The following is a 21,578-nucleotide window of genomic DNA, read 5'->3' as shown; positions in this document are numbered from 1 at the left end:
CGTCGTGATCTGTGGAGTTAGCGGCCGCTTCAATTCCAGTCCTGGTTAAGTCGCCCTCGAACCGATGTGCAGCAACAACGAATCCAGCCTTGCTCACGCGGCGGGTGTACAATGGCATCCTGCCGCATTGAGCAAGGAAGGGTGGTACCGCTTCTGCGTGATGCGGGGCGCTACCCTCACGGGAAAACTGAAAACACGACTCAACCAACAATCCACTACGACGAAAATTGGTCTCTGATCCAAGGACGGCTCAGCCTCAGTGACTTTTCCCCAAGTCGAAAGCGAGCTAGACTACATTCCGTCTACCCTCTCAACTTTATCCAAGGAACGCAGAATCGATGAGCGGAACCAATACCGCCGAGCAAATTCTGGTTGACCGCATTAGTCAAGGAGAAGACCGCGCCTGGGAGGACTTGATCGCGCGGTACGAGGGGCGTCTGCTGGCGTTTGTGGAAAGTCGAATTCGCAATCGCAGCACGAGCGAAGATATTGTTCAGGAAACGTTCATTGGTTTTTTGAACAGTCTTCCGAATTACGACCGTCGACGTCCGCTGGAAAGTTATCTGTTTTCGATCTGCGCTTACAAGTTGACCGATTGCCTGCGCCGCGAAGGACGCCGTCCCGCCATTTCCTTGACCCAAAACGCCCAGGAAAATTCGTCCTCCCCTTGGCAGATCGTTTCGGGGCGGGGCAGGGGAGCTAGCAGCATTGCGCGGAGCGGGGAGCGTGTGCATCTCGAGGAGCAAGCGCTCATCGACGCTTTAAAATCGCAGATCGACAAATGGAAGGAGCGCGGGGACTGGACCAAGCTGATGTGCATCGAACTGCTGTTCGTCGTCGGACTTGGAAACAAAGAAGTCGCTGAGCATCTCAGCCTCACCGAACAGCAAGTGGCCAATTTCAAATCGGACTTTCTAACTCGCACCAAATCTCTGGTTGGTCGACAGAACCTCAACGAAGAAGTCTTTCCCGAGCTCGCCAACGACTCGTAGCCAGCCGAGTCGCACCCGCCCCACTTGGTGGACGATGCGCACTCGTCAGTTACGAGTCCTCTCGCCAAGCCCGCACGGCCCCTCGCATCCTCCTAATCCCGGCGGCTGGCGCTCATGTAGTAGAAGATGTAGTAGGCGAGCGTCATGATCGATTGCAGGGTAGCGGCAACATAGGTCAACGCAGCCGCGTTGAGCACCTTGCTGACATTGTGAATCTCGGAGTGAGACACGATACCCAGGTTCACCAATTCCACTTTCGCGCGGGAACTTGCATCGAACTCCACGGGGAGATTGATGAGCTGAAAAACCGCCACTGCAGCCAAGCCGACTAACCCAGCTAGAAACATCAGCTTGCCCAGGGGAGCCAGCGATGTGAACAGTAGGAACAAGCCCAGGCTCAGCACGATAGAACCCAGGCCACTACCGATACTGGCGGCGGGTACCGCGAGATTTCGCAGTACTAGCGGCGCGTAATGACGAGCATCCTGCAGCGCGTGGCCGACTTCATGTGCAGCGATGCCGACTGACGCCATCGAGGAACCACTGTAAACACCGGGGCTGAGTCGCAAGACCTTTGCCCGTGGGTCGTAGTGATCCGACAACTCCCCCGGAACCTGCTCAATGGCAACATTGTGCAACCCGCTATTGTCTAAAATCCGCCGCGCTGCCTGAAAGCCGCTCATCGAGGCTGGAACCTGACTCATGCGAGCATACGCCGACTTGACCATCCACTGTGCGGCCAGTGCCAGCAGCAAAACCGGAGCAAAAAACAGAAGGTAGAGAAGCATTGCATGCCTGCCTAAAAGGAACGGACTGTCATTTTGATCGTGAGTTCTCGATCACTGCATTTTCCGTTCCAAACTTCGCTCAATGCGGGGCGAAAACAGGGTCAGCGCGCCGTCCACCCGCCATCCACGGTAAGCAGGCTGCCGGTGGTAAAGCTGCTGGCCCGACTCGCCAAATAGATCGCCGAACCCTGAATCTCTTCAAGTCGGCCCCAACGGTCCAGAGCCACCGCACCCACAATGAATTTCTTCGCCTCTTCGCTATCGGCAATAGGCACGTTCATCTCCGTCAAAAAGGGGCCCGGGCAGATGGCATTGCATGTAATTCCAAAGGGTGCCAACTCAAGTCCCAGGGCTCGCGTCATTTGAACCACGGCACCCTTGCTACTGGCGTAGGGAGTACGATTGGCGAGTCCCACCACACCTAGCGTGCTAGCCAGATTGATAATGCGGCCAGATTTGGCTTGCTTCATCGTGGGCACGACCGCTCGGCAGGCCGTCCAGGTACCATGCACGTTGGTCCTAATCACCTGGTCGAATTGATCGGGCGTTAGTTCATCAATCGGCCCACGAATATTGATCCCCGCACTGTTGACCAGAATATCGACTTTGTCCCAGCGTTGCCGCGCCAGCGACACCGCACGCTCGACGGCTGCCGCGTCGGTCACATCGGCGGCTACTCCCAGGCACTCAACTTGGTAGTGTTCCGCGATCAAAGCAGCTTGCTGGCTTGCCTCGTCGCCATTGCGACTCACCAACAATAGGTTGGCACCCGCCGAGGCAAAGCCCGCCGCGATGGCCAGTCCCAACCCCTTGGAACCGCCCGTCACAATAGCTGATTGCCCATCCAAACGAAACTGAGCGATTCCAGGTAACTCGATAGCAGACATTCTCGATTGCTTCCTTCAATGGTCGTAGGGGGACAGGCCTAGGGAAGAACCGAGTCTAGCATATTCGACCATTGCATCTGGTCAGACTAACCCCGACTCGGTACGGTATTGAGTATTCAGCGATCCCCCACAGCACCTGGCCTCAAGCGGCTGGCACGGCCCTTCTTACCATCCGAGTTCTCGCAGCATGTCCACTCAATCGATTCGTCCCGTCAAGGTTAAACGCAAGTACACTCGTAGCAGCCCCGGGTCGGTGCTCTACCAAAGTGGCGACACGATTGTGCTCTGCACTGCCAGCATCGAAGATGGCGTGCCACCCTGGCTGGCGGGGTCTGGTAAAGGCTGGGTTACTGCCGAATACAACATGTTGCCCCACAGCACCAATCGTCGTAAGCGTCGAGATCGCGATGGCAAGGTCGATGGACGCACCACAGAGATCCAACGTTTAATCGGTCGTAGCTTGCGGGCTGTGGTCGACCTCGAGCGACTCGGAGAGCGAATGGTTACGGTGGACTGCGATGTTCTGCAAGCCGATGGTGGGACGCGGACCGCCAGCATCACCGGAGGCTTTCTAGCACTGGCCGATGCACTCTACCCAGAGTTCCGCAAAACGCCTCCCGCGGAGCATCCACTGCGGGATAGCATTGCCGCCATCAGCGTGGGAATTGTCAATGGAAAACCCACCCTAGATCTCGACTACGAGAAAGACTTTGCCGCCGCCGTCGACATGAACGTTGTCATGACGGGCAAAGGTCAATTCGTAGAGATTCAAGGCACGGGGGAGGAAGCAACGTTTGACGACGACGAGCTCGCTGCCTTAATCAAGCTCGCCAAAGCCGGAATCAAGCAGTTAACCAAGATTCAGCAAGAGAGCCTGGGAAAACAATGGCCACTGGCGTAGTGCATTGTCAAAGCTTAATTTCGGGTTGCCCGGAAAAAGGTGTCCGACACCAAAAGCCGGAACGGCCCTGCGGGTGCTTTGCAATTTTGGTGTCGGACACGAATGGCACTTAATCGGCCTAAGGTACTGGTGCTTCTAGAGTTAAGTTCGATTGACAGCAGGGGGCTTCACTTGCGATGAGTTTGGGTAATCTTACCTCCCGAACACACCAAGCAAGGAAGCCCCCGTGTGCCATCATCCGTTTGATTCGTTCCGCTGTCGAGTCCAACATGCGCGCCAACACGGCGATCTTTACTTCGCCGCCTTGATCTCCAAAGAGACTATCGCGTCAGTCTTTGGCAATGCAAGTGCCATTCTCGATTCGGCCAGAGTTTACAACACATCGGTCACGCTGTGGGTCTTCCTCTCGCAAGTCATGAGCATCCACCACGGCTGCGTCTCTGCGGTCGCCAAGCTGATCACCCATCGAGTCGCCAACAACCAAACTGCTTGCTCTGCCGAAACCGGTGCTTACTGCATTGCTCGAGACAAAATCGACGAGCAATCCATGCAACGTCTTGTGACGGCCAGCGGACTTGCGATTGAAGACAGCAGTCCCGACCATTGGCGATGGCTGGGGCACCGCGTGATCACCGCCGATGGTGCCACCGTCACGATGGCAGACACGTCGGAGAATCAAGCCGCCTACCCGCAACTTAGTAGTCAAGCACCCGGTTGTGGATTTCCGATCTTGCGAGTCGTTGTACTGTTCGCGTTGTCGACTGGCGTTGTGCTCGACATGGCGATGGGCCGATACAAAGGTAAGTTCACTCACGAAGTAAGTTTGTTTCGTCAGATCGACGCAATCATCGAAGAAACCGATGTTTTCCTAGCTGATCGCGCCTATGCGGGTTGGTTCGAGATGGCGAGGATGATTCAACGTGGTGCACACGTCGTTGTTCGCAAACACCAGTTGCGCAAGTCAGATTTTCGGACTGGAATTCGTTACGGCAAAGACGATCACTCCATCCAAATCGACAAGCCAGCTCGTCCCGACTGGATGAGCATTGAAGAGTACGAGACGTACCCGGACTTCATCACCATTCGCGAGATCCGTATCCGAGTTGAGAACAACGGATTTCGCACTCGCGAGATTATCGTTCACACATCGCTGTCGGACGATACGGAGTACACGAGGGAGGACATCGCGGCCCTGTTCCGTAGAAGGTGGCAAGCAGAACTTCATTTACGGAGCTTGAAAACGGTCATGCAGATGGAACACTTGCGCTGTAAAAAGCCGCATCGAGTGCGGAACGAAATTCGGACGCACATGTTGGCTTACAATTTGATTCGCGGGGTGATGTCTGAAGCGGCCGTCGAAGGCGACGTTCAACCTTGGCATATCAGTTTCAAGTCAACACTGACAACGGTGACGGATATGCTTCCGGTTCTAGGCCTAATCAGCAACGCCGATGAATTATGCACTGTGTTGTACCGCTGCTGCTTGCAACACGCAGTTGGCAATCGACCGGACCGCTACGAGCCCAGGGTGCTCAAGCGAAGACCGAAGAAATACAAGCTGATGCAAAAGCCAAGAAGCGAATACAAACCCGGGGAGGCATAGGACTTACGCCGATTAAGTGCCATTCGTGTCGGACACCTTTTTCCGAACGCTCGCTAAACCCTAATTCTTAGTGTTGACAACGCAGTAGCTTGTGGGAGCTGGCCAGCGCCTAGCCATCACTGACGAGCATCCCAATGGCAACCATCAGCAGCAGTGCACCACTCAACCGGACCGCAAACACCCGTCGGCTGAGCCCCTTGTCAGGGATTCCAAACCGCTGGCCGACCAAGGCGATTAAGCCGAGACTCCACAATCCTCGAGTACTGTACACGACATTCGTGGAAGCGGCTTGCTGCCAGAAGGCGACGCTGACGACAATCGCCAAAGCCTGAATAGCGATGAAGATCGAGCCGACCCACAGTGGCGGCCAGGCCGCAGCCGGAATCTCGCGCAGCCTAGCATCGAACATGGGAATTAGGGCTAGTGTGAATAACGTAGCAAACACGAATATGGCGGGCAGGAATCCACCACCGGCCCAATGGGGACTCCAACTCTGCACGCACACGTCGAACAGTGCAAAGCTGGCTGCACCCAACGCAGCAGTTGTAGCCGAGAATGCAATGTTCTTGCGATTCCCACTCTCCGTCGTGTAGTTCAATAGGACCACGGCCAAGGTTGCGAGAGAGCAGGCAGCCCAAATAGTGGCCGGCAGCGTACTCACGCTCAACGTCCACAAGAAGATCGGCACAAAGATGATCTTCAATCCCAGCACGGGAGCGGAGACCGAGATCTCGCCGCGCGTTAACGACACCAGCGTCAACACTTGCCCAAGAATGTAGACACCTGCGACAATTGCTGGCTGCCACCACAAATGCCACACGGGCCAATCGCTTGACAGCCACCACAACGGTTGAAAGAGTATCGCCGTAGTGATGTTCGAAACAAAACAGGTCCGCCAAATATCAATGCAATATTTGGAAGTGAGTTTCAATCCAATGGCTGCAACCGCGAACAACATCGCTGACAGCAAGGGCAGCCCAAACACTCCCAATAGGTCTTGAGTTCTCACAGATGGCAATCAGTACAACAGCATCGACAACTTGCGGCGGTAGTCGCTTGTCAATTCGGATCCCTCCGGCAGGACACGGAAGACATCGACCATTAGCGCACGCGCCTTCTCGCCCGTTTTGTGCCGATCGCGACTGACGAGATCTAAGCAAATCTCGAAAGAGGCCTCATACTGCTCACTTCCGGCAAGGGCTTCGGCCAGCGTGAATTGAAGCTCGAAATCGTTGGGGGCTGCCGCCGCTGCAGCTCTGGCTGCCTCGACATCGACATCCGCCTTCGATCCCAACTCGACAGCTGCTTTCACGCGTTCCATTTCGGGCTCCAAGAACCCGCGTTGCTCCAGCTGCTCGATGATCTCAACACATTCATCGGTACGCCCCTGGCTCAACAGCAGCTCGGCCAACGGCGCCGCCACGGCCGCATCATCGGGGGTCTCTAGCCACTGGCTGCGGAGGATAACCTCAGCCTCGTCTGGGGAGGTCTCCAACATTTCCTTGGCCGCCTTCAGCTCCCGCTGACGCAACAGGGAGTTAATCCACTGCCGAACCTGAGGCTCTGGCATAGCCCCTTGAAAGGAGTCGACAACCTCACCATCGAGAACTGCAAACACGGCGGGAATGCCCGAAACCGAAAACTCGCCCGCCGCCGCCTGGTTGGTCTCCGTGTCTGCCTTGACGAGCAAGAAGCCGCCCTGGTAATCCTCTGCTAGCCCTTCCAGAATCGGCCCCAAGGTACGACACGGGGCGCACCACTCGGCCCAAAAATCAACGACCACTAACCCCTGCTGCGACGCCAGTAGCACATCCTGCTCAAAGGTCGCATCGGTTGTATTGATCACCCACTGCGTTTCGTCACTCACGGCAATTCTCTTTTAATCATTCTCGAAAGTTAAGTTCAGCAAGAGACATCCAGGCTAGCAAGCCAGGAGGGACACGCCCATTCCCCCAAAGCAGGGATCGATTCACAATTGCATGACCGCCGTGCCCCAAGCCAGTCCAGAACCGAAACCACAAAGGAGCAGTTTGCTACCGGGGCCAATGCGTCCCGCCGACATGACTTCATCCAGCGCTAGTGGGATGCTGGCCGCACTCGTATTCCCGAATCGATCGAGATTAACATAAACCTTGTCGGGGTCGATATTGAAGTCGGAGACCGCCGCATCGATGATCCGGGTATTCGCTTGATGCAAAATCATCATGTCGAGGTCTTTGACAGCGACTTGGCTGTGCGCCAAGCAGTCTCGCGTACTGTCTGCTACCACTCGCACGGCCCACTTAAAGACCGCTCGGCCCTCCATGTGCAGGAAGTGAGCCCCTTCCGCAATGGACTGTGCCGTCAACGGCAGACGACTGCCACCGCTCGGAATGCAGAGCATTTGCCCACCGCATCCCTCCGCTCCCAACGTGTAGCTCAGCAGACCTTTCGACGAGTCCTGTGTCGGGCGAAGCAGGACTGCTCCGGCGCCATCACCAAACAAGGGGTAGGTCTTTACATCCTGCGGATTGATGGTGCGGCTCATCACTTCGGCTCCCACCACGAGCACATTCCGCGCGGCTCCCGTTGCAACGAACTGCGAGCCCGTCACGAGTCCGTACATGAACCCGGCGCAGGCGGCGTTCAGATCCATAGCAGGAGCGATGCAACCGAGCTGTCGCTGCAGGTGGCAGGCCGTGGAGGGCGATGCTTGATCGGGTGTAATGGTAGCAACCAAGATCAAATCGACTTCCGAGGGAGCCAAATTCGCGCGTTCGAGACATTTTCGAGCTGCGGCCAGCGCCAAATCGCTGGTCGCCTGCTCGGGGGCCGCCCGCCGTCGCTCCAAAATCCCGGTGCGCTGCACAATCCAGTTACTGTCACACCCCAGCGCGGCCAAATCCTCATTGGCCACCACCGTTTCGGGCACATAGCTTCCCGTAGAAGCGATCTCAATGCCCCTCAAACTCCCCATGCGACTTCGCCCAGAGCTGGAAAGCTGCTCACCAGAGACCCTGGCTGATTTGTTTGATTCTGAAGGCTGTGTTTCTGAAGACAATGCTGAATCCGCCGCTACCATCATGCGTAAAACCGAGTCCGAAAATGCAAGCTGCTTATCATACCAGAAAGGGCTGAAACTGACTAAAGGTCTAAGGGAGCTGCCATGCCTTGCGGAGCCCCCACTCGACACTCATCAAAGCGCAGAACAACACCAAATACAGCCAAGCATCCCAAGCTGCATCGCCCAATCGACGTTTTTCAATGGTCGTTACCTTGGTGGCATCCTGTCGCTCACGCAGCCACCCCAGGGCTTGGCCGATCTCCTCTGGCAGCACTAACTGCCCTTCCGCGGCCGCATTGGCAGAGACGATATTGGCCATCATCTGCCAGTCGGCGGAAGGATTCTCCAGTTCGACCGATTCATCCCGCACCACAAAGGCGATGTCGGCTTCGTAGGGTGTCCCATCCGCGCCCGTGGCGGTAAGCGCGGCCCGGTACAGCCCCGGTGCCTCCAACCCCGCCAGCGTGGCTTGTAGCATTGACTCGGATTGCTTGGTTGACACCAAGTTCTGCAGCCACCGTCCCTCACAAGACAGTTCAATTTTCACTTCACTTGGCATCGCTTTGTTCTCGCTCCCACCAAACCACTCGACGCTCAACGGAGGAGTGTCCCCCAGGGCTAGACGCCGGCGCTGCAGGTCGAGCCGAAAACCTTCGTTGAGCGTATCACGTCGGATCAACCACAACATGGCTTGCCGCCAGAACTGCTGATGCACCTTCTTCTGCCCTCCGAGCCACCAGCGCCAAGTCGTATCACCGGCGAACGCTAGCACTCGGCCTCGCCCTGCCTCTCCGGTCACCAGTGCGGGCTCCCCCTCGGCATCCTCCAACAACACTTGAACGCCCGGTTTGGCCACCACTCGACCCAGTCGGTTCATCCCCTGCAACGGCTTTAGGGACTCCCATTGCCGCGCGTTGTCGAGAGGATCGCCAGCCAAACTGGTGATGGGATTCGGCCGAGTCGGTCTGAGCTTTACGTCTCCCAAAATATGCTGCGTCTCGTCCACGGGAGCACCCCAAGCCTGGGAGCGCAAGTTGAGCTCAACGGGAAACAGCGACGCCAATTCGCTGCGTGCATAGCCCCCTAGGGAATAGGTATGGTAACCACCTAACAACAGCAAACCGGCTCCCATCTCCACTCGGCGACGAAGGCGTTGTTGCGTCTGAGGTGATAGCGCGCCGGCATCCAAATCGCCGATAATAATCGCGTCGAATCGATCGAAATCAATCGTCCGACTCAAATCAACGGGCCACTTCTGACGATCCTTCTCCGGCAAGTAATAGGGACTAATCTGAAAATCCAACGACTCGTCTAAGGAGCGTTTGAGGAACGCTTGCTCTGCTCGCAATTGCCCCTCGAGATAGAGGATATTCACCCCTCCCTCACGCACACTGACGAAGCTGATCGCCTTGTTATTCGATTCGACTTGCTCTTGCGTATCCACCGTGGCGGTAGCTTCCAGCAAATACTCCCCAGCATCCGGCACTACAATCTTGAACTCTAGCGGCAGCTGTTCGGCAGGCCCCGTGGCCAACACTGTTCGCGAGGCAAGAATCTGATCCGGCTTGCCGCTCGAGCGTAGCTTCAGCTGCAGGTTGATCGGTTGGTTCTGCATTCCGAGTGCGCGGATCACTAGGGGGACATTCAATTCCTTTTTCACAAAGGCGGAGAAACTTTCCGGTAATCCTTCAATCGCCACATCTCGGAGCTGGCTTTTCTCGCCGCGCACCCCCAATCCGACCACCAGGATGGGCTGGTCTAGCTGCGCCATCTGGCGCGCCACGACTGTGGCATCGACGCGGGGAGGCAGCTGCGTCTGCGTAGCATCCCCCATGAGGATCACTGCTCGCAGAGGCGGCTCTACTTGTTGCCGCCCCAATTCGGAAAGCGCCTGGCCGAGGTCGGTCAGTTTCCCTCTCGGCAATTTCCCATACGTGGCCGACAGCGCGGGTAGATCCTCCGTGCTCGCCCGCGACAACTCCTGATCGTAGAAATAGGGAACGAGTTGTGATTCGCCAATTTTCAATGAGGTGGCCGCAACGATGGCGTCCCACACCCCTTGCTGCTCCTGCCAGCGGCTATTACCACTCGCTCCGCCCGGCAGCACCATACTTTCGGAGCGATCCATCAGCACTGCAATGGCTCCAGCGCTTTCGCGTTCGGTGGTGGTAATCACTCCCGGGCGCAGCCACCCTAGCAACAGTACGCACATGGCGGCCGAGCGCAGTAGGACAAGGACCCAACGCCCCGATCGCGAGACTCCGGTAGACGTGAGTGTCAACCACAGACTGGCCAACATCACGAGAGCCAGCGGCAGCCAAGCCAGCCAACCAAACAGCGGTTCCACACTGATCTGACTCAGCAACCGTTGCGAGAAAAATGGATTTATCATGCTCCCTAAACGCTCCTCGCTCTCGTAAACTTGAGCTTGTAGAAGCGATTGGACATGGCTTGTTCGGCGAGAAATAAGGTCGCCACCAAGGCCATCAACAAGGGATAGAGCTCGCGGCCAAAGCGGGCCTGCCCCACGCTGCTTTCCACTTCGTCGCGGTTTCGAGCCAAGCGATAATTCCCCGCGCCCAACAATTCGTCGAGTTGTTGCGGCGAGAGCCTTTCCAACTGAGTATCTTCGGCGGGAACATTGATGCTAAAACCGCGGACAATCGGTTCCGTGCGTTGCCCACGCAGTGCGTAGATCCCCATTTGATCGAAGCTCCCCAGCTCCAGCCGCCCTTGGTCCGCTCGAACTCGCTGCTCAACATCCCTTCCCGGCGCATACAAAGTGTACTGGGCCGGCCAGTGACTCGGATCATTCTCCAACTGCACCGCCTGGCCAACTTGATAATCAAACCCGGTTTGGCTGGTTCCGCTCAGCGTACGAAAGGCTCCCAGCAGCAAACCAAAGGCGGGCACGGGATCATCGTTGGCCCAGAGTAGATTCCAGAGCGGTCGCCCACGCACCTCCGGCTCAGGCAAGGGCGTCGTAAGGGTCAGGATCTGGCCACGTCCCAAACTGTGACTCGTCAGCGCGGGCCCCTGTCCATCGCTCACCTCCATTAGCAACTGCACCCCATCGTCGAGCGACTCGAAGGTCCAATTGCGATAGATCGGGAACAGGTTCCATAAGATATCATTGGGCGACTCGCCCAACTCGCCAAAGACCGGATGCGAGATTGCAACCGGTTCGAGGAAGGCCTTGCGTTCGGTCTCGTTTCGAAGGGCCGGTCCCGTCAAGACACCTGGCAACAGCTTGCGCAGTGGATTGGTGGCCAGCCCCGCAACCGACTCAAGCTGCGGACCAAGGATCAGCATCAAACCTCCCCCCCCGCGCACGTGCTCTTCCAACTTCTGCACCGCTCGAGGGGACAGAGCAGGGGGATCGTACAAGCACACCAGGGCAAATTTATCGAGCCCTACATCGGCCAGTTGCACGTACTGCGTTTGTTCCGCCAAGCTCACCGAACCGCCGCTAGCACCACCCCGACTGGGATCGATAATGGCTTGCAAAATAAAGGCGATACCGGGATCGGTAGCCACCACTAGCGAGGGACGCTGAGCATACGCGGGAATGGACAGAAAACGTGAGTTGTCGATGGATAGTGGATCGGATTTATCCAGGCGAATCGTCAAGTTGTTCGTCCCTTCCGGCAAATCTCGCGCAATGAGCTGAACATCCACGGTATCACTCCCGCCAAAATCCACGACGCGGCGATCCACCACCTCCGCAGTTGCCGTTACCTGCTCTCCATCCCGAATGACTGGCAGACGAGGATCGATGGCCTGTCGGAGGAGCTCGACCGTTGCCGTCTCGTCCTTAGAATCAGCCGGTCGCCGTACGGTGACGTCAATCGTCACGTTCCCTCCCACCGGCACGGTCTTAAAATCGGGCTCTGCGTCGCCCAGGTGCCAATTGGTAACCGTCACCTTCCCCAGATCAATCACTTGCAACAGCACTTCTTCAGAATACTCCTTCAGCAAATCGGGCAGATCGGCCTGAGCGGCGGTCCACGAGGAGGACATTAAATCGGTCAGCACATAGACTTCCTTGCGCTCCAGTTCGTTGGCCACCACGAGGTCAAGGGCGGTCCGAATGCGCGTGAGCAGGTCCACGTGCTGCCCCCGTGGAATAATGAGCCCCAATTGCGTCTGAGCACTACTTGGGTCGAGCCCTAAGGAGCCGATGGGCGCACCGGCCACGACTCCCACGCGACTATCGGCAGGTAACTGATCCAGTATCCACTCCCCCATTGCCTGAGCCTCTTCGAGTCGGCTTTGGCCAGCGGCGCGATAGTCCATGGTCGGCCCATTATCGACGATCAGGGCTGCCGCGACGGGCGCCGATTGATCGGACGAAGGCACCGCTGGGCCGGTCGCCAAGGTGCGCACACCCCACGCTCCAACCAGCAACCACAAGCCGATCGCTACCCCTGCTGCCGTCCCCCACACACTGATGGGCCGTCGACTGACCAAGCCCACCACAGCAATCAGTGAGGCCAGCGTCGCTAACAATCCCAATGCAGAGATCCCCAGCACACTCCCCAACACCGCGCTGTGCACGCGTGGCCGGGCCAAGGCAATAGCCAACGCGGCCAACAGCAAAACACGCAGCAACAACAGCAACACGTGCCGCAACCGCCAACTGCTACTCTGCTCCCGAGACGTTTCCCGAACAAAACGCAACGCCGGAAAATCGATAAGCTGCGGCTGCTTCTGCCCGAAAAAATGCAGCATGATCGGTACCGCGACGGCAGCCAATCCAGCTAGCAGTGACAAATGCAGAAAACTCATCGTGGAACTAGATCAATCTGATGGAGTTGAGAGAATGAGAGGAAGTGATGGATTCAGTTGGGCAGTCGTTCGCTCGGGTCAACAGTGTGCGTGTTAGAACCGATTGCGGCGATTCAACAAATATTCCATCAGCGCCTTGTCGTACGGCAAGCTCGTGTCGAGAGGTACGTAATCGATCCGGCTCTCACTAAACTCCTTGGCCAGGCGAGTCCGAAAGGCTTGGATTGCCTTTCGATACTCCTCCGCTGCGTCAGCGGCCCGCACCGGCTCGGTAGCTCCCGTTTCCGGATCGCGCAACTGCACCATCCCTTCAAACGGAAAGGAGACTTCGGCCTCATCAAGCACATGAAAGATGATGATATCGTGCCCTGCATGCCGCAAATTCCGCAGCGATTTCAGCATAGTATCCTCGTCCGACAGCAGGTCGGAGAAGAGCATTACCAAGCTGCGATGCCGTAGCATGGCGGCCAACTGAGTCAGCGATCCCGCCAAGTCGGTTTGCCCAGCTACTTTTAACTTGGTCAATTGACTGAGAATCGCTGGCAGCTGACTGCGGCGACTGCGCGGCGGGACACTGGCCCGCAACGCGGTATCAAAGGTCACGAGTCCCACCGGGTCCTGCTGCTGAACCATCAGATAGCACAGCGCGGCTGCCAGGCAAATACTGTAATCGAGCTTGGTGAGTTTTTGCCGATAGGTGTAGTCCATCGACTGGCTCAAATCGATCGCTAAGTACCCCGTGAGGTTCGTTTCCGATTCAAACTTCTTGATGTAGTACTTGCCTGTCTTGGCATAGGCAACCCAATCGAGATCCTTAGGATCATCGCCGGGCGCGTACCGCCGGTGCTCACTGAACTCAACGCTAAACCCATGAAACGGGCTGGCGTGCAAACCTTGCATGAAACCGCGCACCACCATTTGCGCGCGCAGGTCGAGGCGCTTAATCTGCGCCGCCAACTCGGGTTTTAGGTATTGTTCAACTGCAACCATGTGCTAGATCCCCAACTAGGCAGGTGGTGGTGGCGGCGGAGTGCCAGGAGGAGGTGGAGGCGGTGCGTTGGGATCCCCTTTGAATTTGGGCACGTCCGGTTCGGGAATCTCCTTTAGCAAGCGCTCGATAATCTGTTCACTACTCAGGCCATCAGCCTGAGCTTGGAAGTTTGTACTGATTCGGTGCCTTAGCACGGGGATGGCGACGCGACGCACATCTTCGATCGCAATGCTAAAGCGACCATCCATGGCTGCCATCGCCTTACCACCATTGATGAGGAACTGCCCCGCTCGGGGCCCGGCTCCCCAATCGACCAACTCTTGAACAAACTTTGGAGCTCGTTCATCGGCGGGCCGCGTCGCCCGTACAAGGTGTGCGACATACTTAACCACAAACGGGCTGACCGCCACGCTCTGGACTAATTTCTGAATATTCAGAATGGCCCGCGCCGACAAAATTTTGTTGACTTCAGGCCTCTCATTGCGAGTGGTGGCCAGCAGGATCTGCTCCTCTTCATCGGCCGTTGGATAGCCAACTTTAATATTGAACATGAAGCGATCTAGCTGAGCTTCGGGCAATGGGTAGGTCCCCTCCTGCTCGATCGGATTCTGGGTCGCAATCGTAAAAAAGGGATCGGGCAACTTGTAAGTCGTGCGGCCCACCGAGACCTCTCGCTCTTGCATCGCTTGCAGCAAGGCCGCTTGCGTCTTGGGCGGCGTCCGGTTGATCTCATCCGCTAATAGGATGTTCGTGAAAATTGGTCCCTCGACAAAGCGGAATTGTCTCCGCCCCGCCTCGTCTTCATCCAATACATTTGTGCCGGTGATATCAGAGGGCATTAAGTCTGGGGTAAACTGAATGCGGTTGAACGAAACGTCGATAATGCGAGCCAGGGAGCTGACCATCAGCGTTTTGGCCAAACCGGGCACCCCCTCCAACAGGCAGTGACCTCGCGTGAAAATGGCTGCCAGCAACTGTTCGATCACCTCATGCTGCCCGACGACGACCTTTGCCAGTTCGCGGCGCATGGTATCGCGATGCTCGCGAAATTCCCGAAGCAAATCACCTACATTCTTGGGGCGATTGGCGGCTGGCTGATTCGACACAGATGCTTTCCTGTAAAAACGGTGAAGTCTGCAGGCTAAATTTAAGGGAGTTCCGATCTCGGTGACGCAGCGAGCTGCATATTTACCGAGCTCAGCTAAGTATAGTACGCTAAGGGAGCGTATAGTTGACGATAGCTCACCCTCGCAGACGATCCGGCCACACTCGACAGTATCCACCACCCTTTATCGTACGGGAACAGTCGTTGTTTAGAGCGAACACAGTAATCCGAAGCTCTTTTTGCAAACCTCGCGCTGATCAGGCCCCCCACGCTCCCCGCTGGAACCTGCCGCCGCGCCTCATCGCCGCAGTTCTAGCGATCCTAGCGATTTTCCCAATTGCTCCCACCACCGCGGTGGCCCAACGCTCGAATAGCCAAATTGTCGAGGATTCCATCCAGCTCGCCGTCAAGTACCTGCTCATCAACCAGCTCGAAGACGGCGGCTGGGCAGAAATCAATCGCTACAACTCAGGAGTCACCGGTCTGGTGACCCTAGCCTTGCTCAACAGCGGACTTGCCCCAGAACATCCGCAAATCGCCCGCGCACTGCTTCACCTGAAAGATCGCGAGCCCGATATGGTCTATACCGTCTCGTTGCAAACGATGGTCTTCTGCGCCGCCAATCCCAATCGCTATGCCACACAAATCCAGCACAACGCTCAATGGCTCTTCGATGCTCAGCTCTCTAACGGAGGTTGGGACTACAACAAGAACGACGCTCGGGGAGACGGAGACCCCTCCAACAGCCAATTCGCACTCCTCGCCCTGCACGAAGCGCAACGCACCGGCAGCGCGCATTTCGAACCTCAGGTGTGGGGCAAAACCTTTGCATTAGCTCAAAAGTACTGGGAGTCGCTGCAGCGGAGTGACGGGGCGTTCCCCTACAACCGCAACGATGCACCCCGCGGAAGCATGACCTGCGCTGGCATTGCCTCGTTGGTAATTACCGGGGCACAGCTCGATGCCTTGGAAGCATCCGTGACCAACGGCATCGAGTGCTGTGGTAGCGCAGGGAATCCCACTGAGGATCGCATCCAGAAAGGCTTGGATTGGCTGGCAGCCAACTTTTCCGTGACCCGAACACCAGTCTCCAATGTCTACCAGCTCTACTACCTCTACGCACTCGAGCGGGTGGGGCGACTAACGGGACGACGGTTCATTGGTGAACACGATTGGTATCGCGAGGGCGCCAGTGAACTGATCAGCCAACAAGACAAAGTTACTGGGAAATACATTTCAAGAACGAGCGCTCCCGGGGGTAACACCTTTTCCGAAACCGCCTTTGGCCTGCTGTTCCTCTCCAAGGGGAAACGACAGATTGTGGTGAGTCGCCTGAAGCACGGCATTGATCAAGATTGGAATCATCACTCCACCGCCATTCAAAACCTCACCGCCCACACCGAGCAGGCTTGGAAACGCGACCTCGCCTGGCAGACGATTGATTTGAAGCGCGCCAAACTGGCTGACCTGCTCGAATCTCCCGTACTCTTCTTAAGTGGCAGCAACACGCCAGTCCTTTCGCAGGAGGACAAACTGCTGCTCAAGGAGTACGTCGAGCAAGGGGGATTCATCTACGCCGAAGCCTGCCAAGGCAATGGATGCGACGGCCGCGCGTTTGAAGACTACTTTCGCAAGCTGGTGGTGGAGTTGTTCGATCAGCCTCTGGAAAAGCTGAGTCCCGATCATCCCATTTGGTATGCGGAGGCCCGAGTGCTCCCCAAGGATCTTCCGCCAGGAGCTTGGCTGTATGGAGTTCAGACCTGCTGTCGTCTCGGGGTGGTCTATTCACCAGTCAGCCTCTCATGCCGCTGGGAACTGCATCCCGCTTACGGCGCCCCGGTGAGTTATCCCGAGCCGGTTCAGAGTGAGCTCAACACTTTTACCAAGATGGGGATCAACGTCCTATCCTATGCCACCGGCAAGGAACTGAAGGAAAAACTAGATACGGTCACGATCCTGGAAGACAAACTCCCCCAAGTCCCGACCGATCGCGGCACGTTCTTCTTGCCCATCCTCAAACACAACGCGGGCTTTGACGACGCAACGCGGACGATCCCTAACCTGATGCAATGGTTCGGCAAAGAATTGCCGTTCCAGTTGAGCAGTGAAAAACGTCTGATCAACATTGCCAGCGCCGACCTAGAGCAGTATCCCGTCGTCTTCATGCATGGACGTGGCCGGTTAAAACTGAGCGAATTGGAGCGTGAAGCCCTGCGAAGTTATCTCACCAATGGGGGTTTTCTTTTCGCGGATTCGATTTGCTCGGACCAGGCGTTCACCGACAGCTTTCGCACCGAGATGGAAATCATCCTCAACAGCCCCCTGAGCCCTCTGGCTGACACCGATCCCCTGCTCACACCGGTATTCAACGGCTTTGACATTCGACGTGTCACTCTGCTCGACCCCGACAAGTCGGGAGATCAAATTCTCACCACGAAGCGAACCATTGCACCGCGACTGGAGATTGGCAAAGCCGACAATCGCACCTGCGTGGTCTTCTCACCGCTCGACTTGAGTTGCGCTCTGGAGAGTCGCCACTCCCTGCAATGCCGCGGCTATCTCCGCGAAGACGCCGCGCGGATCGGCATCAACACCCTCCTCTTCGCCCTCCAGCAGTAAGCATCGAGGCAGAGTCGATCGGAGGACGATCCGTACGGCATTGCCCGTCCCACGCAGACCGAAGACGAGAGCAATAGATAGGACGACGACGCCCCCAGCTGTTTGCTTCGCCTGCGGAATGCTCTGCGACAGGGTAGGAGAAAGACGGTTTCTCGATTTCGTGAGCTGGGAATTCCCCACCCGACATGGGCGGCATTTGCAAACCGGCAAACCCTATTTTCCAATTTCTCATTGACCGTTGATTTCAGTGAGCCTAGGCTTGTGCAAGCTGCGTCCCCACCACTCTCTGTGCTGCAATCTTTCCAAGGTCTGCATTCTCAAACATCATGAAGCTGACCACCCAAACCGATTATGCGTTGCGAACACTCATGTTTTTAGCGACGCAATCATCACGCTCGAAAGTCGCCGACATTGCACAGCTATTCGGCATCTCGGTCAACCACGTTGGCAAAGTCGTCAACTTGCTGGCGCGAGAGGGCTACATCCGCAGCACTCGCGGCGTCGGTGGGGGCATCGAATTAGCCCAGCCACCCCACGACATTTCGATTGGAGCGGTGATTGCCTGCATGGAATCCAACCTACACCTATTGGCTTGCGTCGGCGCCGACGATTCTTGTACCATCCATGGTTTTTGCAAACTCAAAGGGGTTCTTGCGGAAGCCGAGCGCGTCCAACGTGAATACCTGGATGGCGTGACCCTCGCGGACATCGCACCAACGGCTCGCCAACTCCAGCTCGTGCAATAGGCCAAGGGACTGAAGCCAGGGATGCCACACGCCTCGAGTCCCCAGACTGCTGACTGCTGACTGACAGAAATCGCAACCCGCCGCGTAAGCAAGGAAAGGTGATCGCCGCTACAGGACAATCACGAGCACTACCTCTGCGGCAAAACTAAAAACTAGCCTCACTCAACAGGCCGCGAACAAAGAAGATCGAAATCGCAACCCGCCGCGTAACGGGCTGTTGAAATAGTAACCCGCCGCGTGAGCAAGGAAAGATAACCTCGGCTACAAGGCAATTAAGGATGCTACCTCCGCATTAAAATTCAAATTGCGATTAAATCAACATCCCGGTAAGCAAGAAAAGGCGATCGCCGCTACAGGGCAGTCACGGGCACTACCTCTGCAGCAAAACCAAAATCGCGTTTAATCAATCGGCCGTCTGACAATTGCACTAGCAGACGCTTCAGATAACACCGACGTAAATGGCGACTTGATCTGGTGTTGCTGGATCGTGGATTTCGAAGTCTGCTGCGAAGTTACGTTTGAGGTCTGCCTTCCAGATTTGTTGCCACGTCTCAACCAAAGCTGCTGGCATTTTGCCTACGGCGAGAAACTCAGCATAGTTGCCAACAGGTATCGTTCGCAAGGCAAAACCATCCTGGACGCAAGCCACATCACCAACTTCGCAACCCAAGAAGAAATGGTAGGGATCTGAGGGTTCGCCTTCGTAATTGAAGTACATTGCGATCAACAGATCATCGAGTCTCTCTGGAATATCATCCGCTAGATTCTCACTGAGAAACTTCTGCCAAACCGCACCGATCTGCGCTGCCGGATCATCGGAAATACGCGTTTCGATCCCATACAGCGTGCGTGCGTGCTGTCGCTCGATATTCAACATTCCTCTCCCTTGCTGCAAGCCAGTCGCTGAAAACTTAGCGGACCATTCGATAGATGCGGTATGGCGCCCGGCTACACTTCGGCGGTACCGTCTAACTCCTTGAGCGAGTCCATTCCCCAGCGGTGGAAGAAATCGCCCAACGTTTCCCCCGCTTGACGATTCTCTTTGAAACAGATCAACAGCGGACGCAGCGTCGCGGGGATGTCGCTACGCAAGACCAAGTCTTTGTAAACCGCATTCATGCGCGTACCGATCAAGTTACCGCCGATGAATACCGTGTATTTCCCCTCACCAGACTTTCCGTCGATGCTCTTGCCAACCAGTCCAATGTCGCAATTGTAGGGTCGGGCACAACCATTCGGGCAACCGGTCATGTGCAACGAAAAGGGCTCATCGGCCAACCCCAATTCGTCCAGTAGCACCTCCAGGTCGGAAATCACCAGCGGCATCACGCGCTCGCTTTCCGTGACTGCCAACCCACAGGTCGGCAGTGCTGGGCAGGCAAACGCATGCCGTCGCAGCGTGCTGATCTGCTCCACGGTAACGACACCATGGTCTGAGAGAATCTTTTCGATATCTGCTCGGCGACTCGCCTCCACATCGCACAGCAAGATATTTTGATGCAAGGTCAAACGCACGGTTGGCACGTGCTCGGGCAACAGCTTCCGCAACGCAGCTTTCAGCTGCAGTGATCCGTCATCTTTCACCCGACCATTTTCAATGGGTAGCCCCAGGAACCACTTCCCATCTCCCTGTTCGTGCCAGCCTAAATGATCTTGATGCGTGGTTACTTCGGCCGGATGCGGATCAAGCAGTGGCCGCCGCACCGTCCCCTCGGCGACACTGCAAATCGACTCAGCTTGAGTGAGATACTCTTCCACCTTGGCTTTAAATTTGGGCAAGCCCCAGTTGTGGATCAGATACTTCATCCTGGCTTGACTGCGATCGCTACGATCGCCGAAATCGCGTTGCACCAACATGACTGCCGTGATGAGCGGAAACAATTCTTCACGAGTCACAAACGCCATCCGCTTACCAATAGCGGGAAAGCAATTCTTCTTACTGGGCGTCGTCCCCATACTTCCGCCCACTAACACGTTGAATCCCAGGATGGTGTCCCCCTCGGTCACCGCCAATAGCCCCAGGTCGTGAGCATAGACGTCAATGCAATTGTCGTGGCACATCCCCAAACCGATCTTGAACTTGCGGGGCATGTAGGCTTCGCCGTAGAGCGGTTCAAATTCGGACACTGCGGGCTGGCCCGCAACTTGTTCGCGCTCTCCAGTATCGGGATCCTTGATCCAAATCTCATGGTAGGCTCCCGTCTTGGGCCGCACAAATTCTGCGATCTCATCCGTCAGTTTTTGCAACTCCGTTCGCAGCGAATCCTGGTGCAGTGGCGCAGGACAACAACATACATTCCGCGTCACATCGCCACACGCCGATTGTGTGGAAAGGTCGATTTCATTGATGCGATGAATCACGCCCCACAAGTTGTCTTTAACGACGCCGTGAAGTTGAATACTCTGTCGTGTAGTGATGCGGATCGTGCCGTTACCCAGTTCGTCCGCGATGTCCAATTCCGCCAAAAACTGGGCCGCAGTCATCTTGCCCCCAGGAATGCGATTGCGAACCATGAACGAGAACGCTTTCCCGAGCTTTTCCTTGCGTCGCGCCTTCCGCAGATCCCGATCATCCTGCTGGTACGTCCCATGGAATTTGAGCAGCTTGGTCGTCGCGTCCTCGACGTGGTCAGTGCTGTGGTCGGCAAGCTCCGCCGCGATGCTGCCACGAAGCCCAACGCTGGCTTCCTTGATGACTTCTACTTTTGATTTTTGGGGTTCTTCTTGGGACACGTGCGAGCTTCCTTCGACGCGGGTTAACGCTAGGCCATCGAAACCTGTATAACTGGTACAGGTTTTATGCGATGCGATGTGGCGTTGTCAACGGCATTCAAAACTTCCCCCGATTCAGCGCGTCCCGCAGGCGCGCCATGCAACTCCCCTTGCCGTATGAGATTGCCGTTTGAGAAGTGCGACACTTTGTCCTCATGAAACCGGGACCTCATGAAATACGGACTATCACCCAAACAGCTCACTAAACACACCAAACTGAATTGCTCAGAGGAATTGCACAAATCAGAATTGAATTGATGCGAACGATTGCGAGGGATCCCAAGTTCGTAATGCACTTTCCACCGACGACTTCGAACACGAAACCTGCGCTTAGCGGCTGGTT

The 21,578-nt window shown here is 56.3% G+C and carries 16 protein-coding genes; 5 read left to right on the top strand and 11 right to left on the bottom strand.

Annotated features, from left to right (window positions below; genetic code table 11):
* Positions 1–338: 338 nt before the first annotated feature.
* A complete protein-coding gene (locus Q31a_RS00625; RefSeq protein WP_145072572.1) occupies positions 339–992 on the top strand; it encodes an RNA polymerase sigma factor in 654 nt (217 codons plus the stop codon).
* Positions 993–1,084: 92 nt separating this feature from the next.
* Here Q31a_RS00625 and Q31a_RS00620 read toward each other — a convergent pair whose 3' ends face one another.
* Both Q31a_RS00620 and Q31a_RS00615 read right to left on the bottom strand, forming a co-directional pair.
* Positions 1,085–1,780 carry a zinc metallopeptidase gene (locus Q31a_RS00620; protein ID WP_145072570.1) on the bottom strand — a complete coding sequence of 232 codons (696 nt, stop codon included), beginning with the start codon at positions 1,778–1,780 and terminating at the stop codon, positions 1,085–1,087.
* Between the two features lie 101 nt (positions 1,781–1,881).
* A complete protein-coding gene (locus tag Q31a_RS00615) occupies positions 1,882–2,667 on the bottom strand; it encodes an SDR family NAD(P)-dependent oxidoreductase (protein WP_145072568.1) in 786 nt (261 codons plus the stop codon).
* 187 nt (positions 2,668–2,854) lie between these two features.
* Between Q31a_RS00615 and rph the strand changes: the two genes are divergently transcribed.
* Complete coding sequence (gene rph / locus Q31a_RS00610) at positions 2,855–3,568, top strand: ribonuclease PH (protein WP_145072567.1); 714 nt, start codon at positions 2,855–2,857, stop codon at positions 3,566–3,568.
* A 226-nt stretch (positions 3,569–3,794) separates the two neighbouring features.
* Positions 3,795–5,171 carry an IS4 family transposase gene (locus tag Q31a_RS00605; protein ID WP_145072543.1) on the top strand — a complete coding sequence of 459 codons (1,377 nt, stop codon included), beginning with the start codon at positions 3,795–3,797 and terminating at the stop codon, positions 5,169–5,171.
* A gap of 109 nt (positions 5,172–5,280) precedes the next feature.
* Here the strand turns inward: Q31a_RS00605 and Q31a_RS00600 are convergent, their stop codons facing one another.
* The 7 genes from Q31a_RS00600 to Q31a_RS00570 all read right to left on the bottom strand — a co-directional run bounded on the left by Q31a_RS00600 (position 5,281) and on the right by Q31a_RS00570 (position 15,054).
* On the bottom strand, positions 5,281–6,180 hold the full coding sequence (locus tag Q31a_RS00600; RefSeq protein WP_145072565.1) for a DMT family transporter: 900 nt from the start codon (positions 6,178–6,180) through the stop codon (positions 5,281–5,283).
* A gap of 9 nt (positions 6,181–6,189) precedes the next feature.
* Complete coding sequence (locus tag Q31a_RS00595; protein WP_145072563.1) at positions 6,190–7,038, bottom strand: tetratricopeptide repeat protein; 849 nt, start codon at positions 7,036–7,038, stop codon at positions 6,190–6,192.
* 102 nt (positions 7,039–7,140) lie between these two features.
* Positions 7,141–8,127 (bottom strand): beta-ketoacyl-ACP synthase III, encoded by a 987-nt coding sequence (locus Q31a_RS00590; RefSeq protein WP_145072561.1) that lies wholly within the window; start codon positions 8,125–8,127, stop codon positions 7,141–7,143.
* Positions 8,128–8,302: 175 nt separating this feature from the next.
* Positions 8,303–10,606 (bottom strand): hypothetical protein, encoded by a 2,304-nt coding sequence (locus Q31a_RS00585; protein WP_145072559.1) that lies wholly within the window; start codon positions 10,604–10,606, stop codon positions 8,303–8,305.
* Between the two features lie 5 nt (positions 10,607–10,611).
* A complete protein-coding gene (locus Q31a_RS00580) occupies positions 10,612–13,002 on the bottom strand; it encodes a BatA domain-containing protein (protein WP_145072557.1) in 2,391 nt (796 codons plus the stop codon).
* 93 nt (positions 13,003–13,095) lie between these two features.
* The gene (locus Q31a_RS00575) at positions 13,096–13,992 is read right to left on the bottom strand and encodes a DUF58 domain-containing protein (RefSeq protein ID WP_145072555.1); all 897 of its coding nucleotides are present in this window, start codon (positions 13,990–13,992) and stop codon (positions 13,096–13,098) included.
* Between the two features lie 15 nt (positions 13,993–14,007).
* Complete coding sequence (locus tag Q31a_RS00570) at positions 14,008–15,054, bottom strand: AAA family ATPase (RefSeq protein ID WP_145086662.1); 1,047 nt, start codon at positions 15,052–15,054, stop codon at positions 14,008–14,010.
* Between the two features lie 248 nt (positions 15,055–15,302).
* Here Q31a_RS00570 and Q31a_RS00565 point away from each other — a divergent pair, with 248 nt between their 5' ends.
* Both Q31a_RS00565 and Q31a_RS00560 read left to right on the top strand, forming a co-directional pair.
* Complete coding sequence (locus tag Q31a_RS00565) at positions 15,303–17,717, top strand: DUF4159 domain-containing protein (RefSeq protein ID WP_145072553.1); 2,415 nt, start codon at positions 15,303–15,305, stop codon at positions 17,715–17,717.
* A 326-nt stretch (positions 17,718–18,043) separates the two neighbouring features.
* A complete protein-coding gene (locus Q31a_RS00560; protein ID WP_145072551.1) occupies positions 18,044–18,463 on the top strand; it encodes an RrF2 family transcriptional regulator in 420 nt (139 codons plus the stop codon).
* A gap of 439 nt (positions 18,464–18,902) precedes the next feature.
* Here Q31a_RS00560 and Q31a_RS00555 read toward each other — a convergent pair whose 3' ends face one another.
* Complete coding sequence (locus tag Q31a_RS00555; RefSeq protein ID WP_145072549.1) at positions 18,903–19,340, bottom strand: GyrI-like domain-containing protein; 438 nt, start codon at positions 19,338–19,340, stop codon at positions 18,903–18,905.
* 71 nt (positions 19,341–19,411) lie between these two features.
* Entirely contained in the window at positions 19,412–21,196 is a 1,785-nt protein-coding gene (locus Q31a_RS00550; protein ID WP_145072547.1) for an NADPH-dependent assimilatory sulfite reductase hemoprotein subunit, read from the bottom strand.
* Positions 21,197–21,578: the final 382 nt, after the last annotated feature.

Source organism: Aureliella helgolandensis (assembly GCF_007752135.1).
GTDB lineage: Bacteria > Planctomycetota > Planctomycetia > Pirellulales > Pirellulaceae > Aureliella > Aureliella helgolandensis.
The sequence above is the reverse complement of the archived record's forward strand: the minus strand, read 5'-3'. Positions and strand labels throughout refer to the sequence as shown.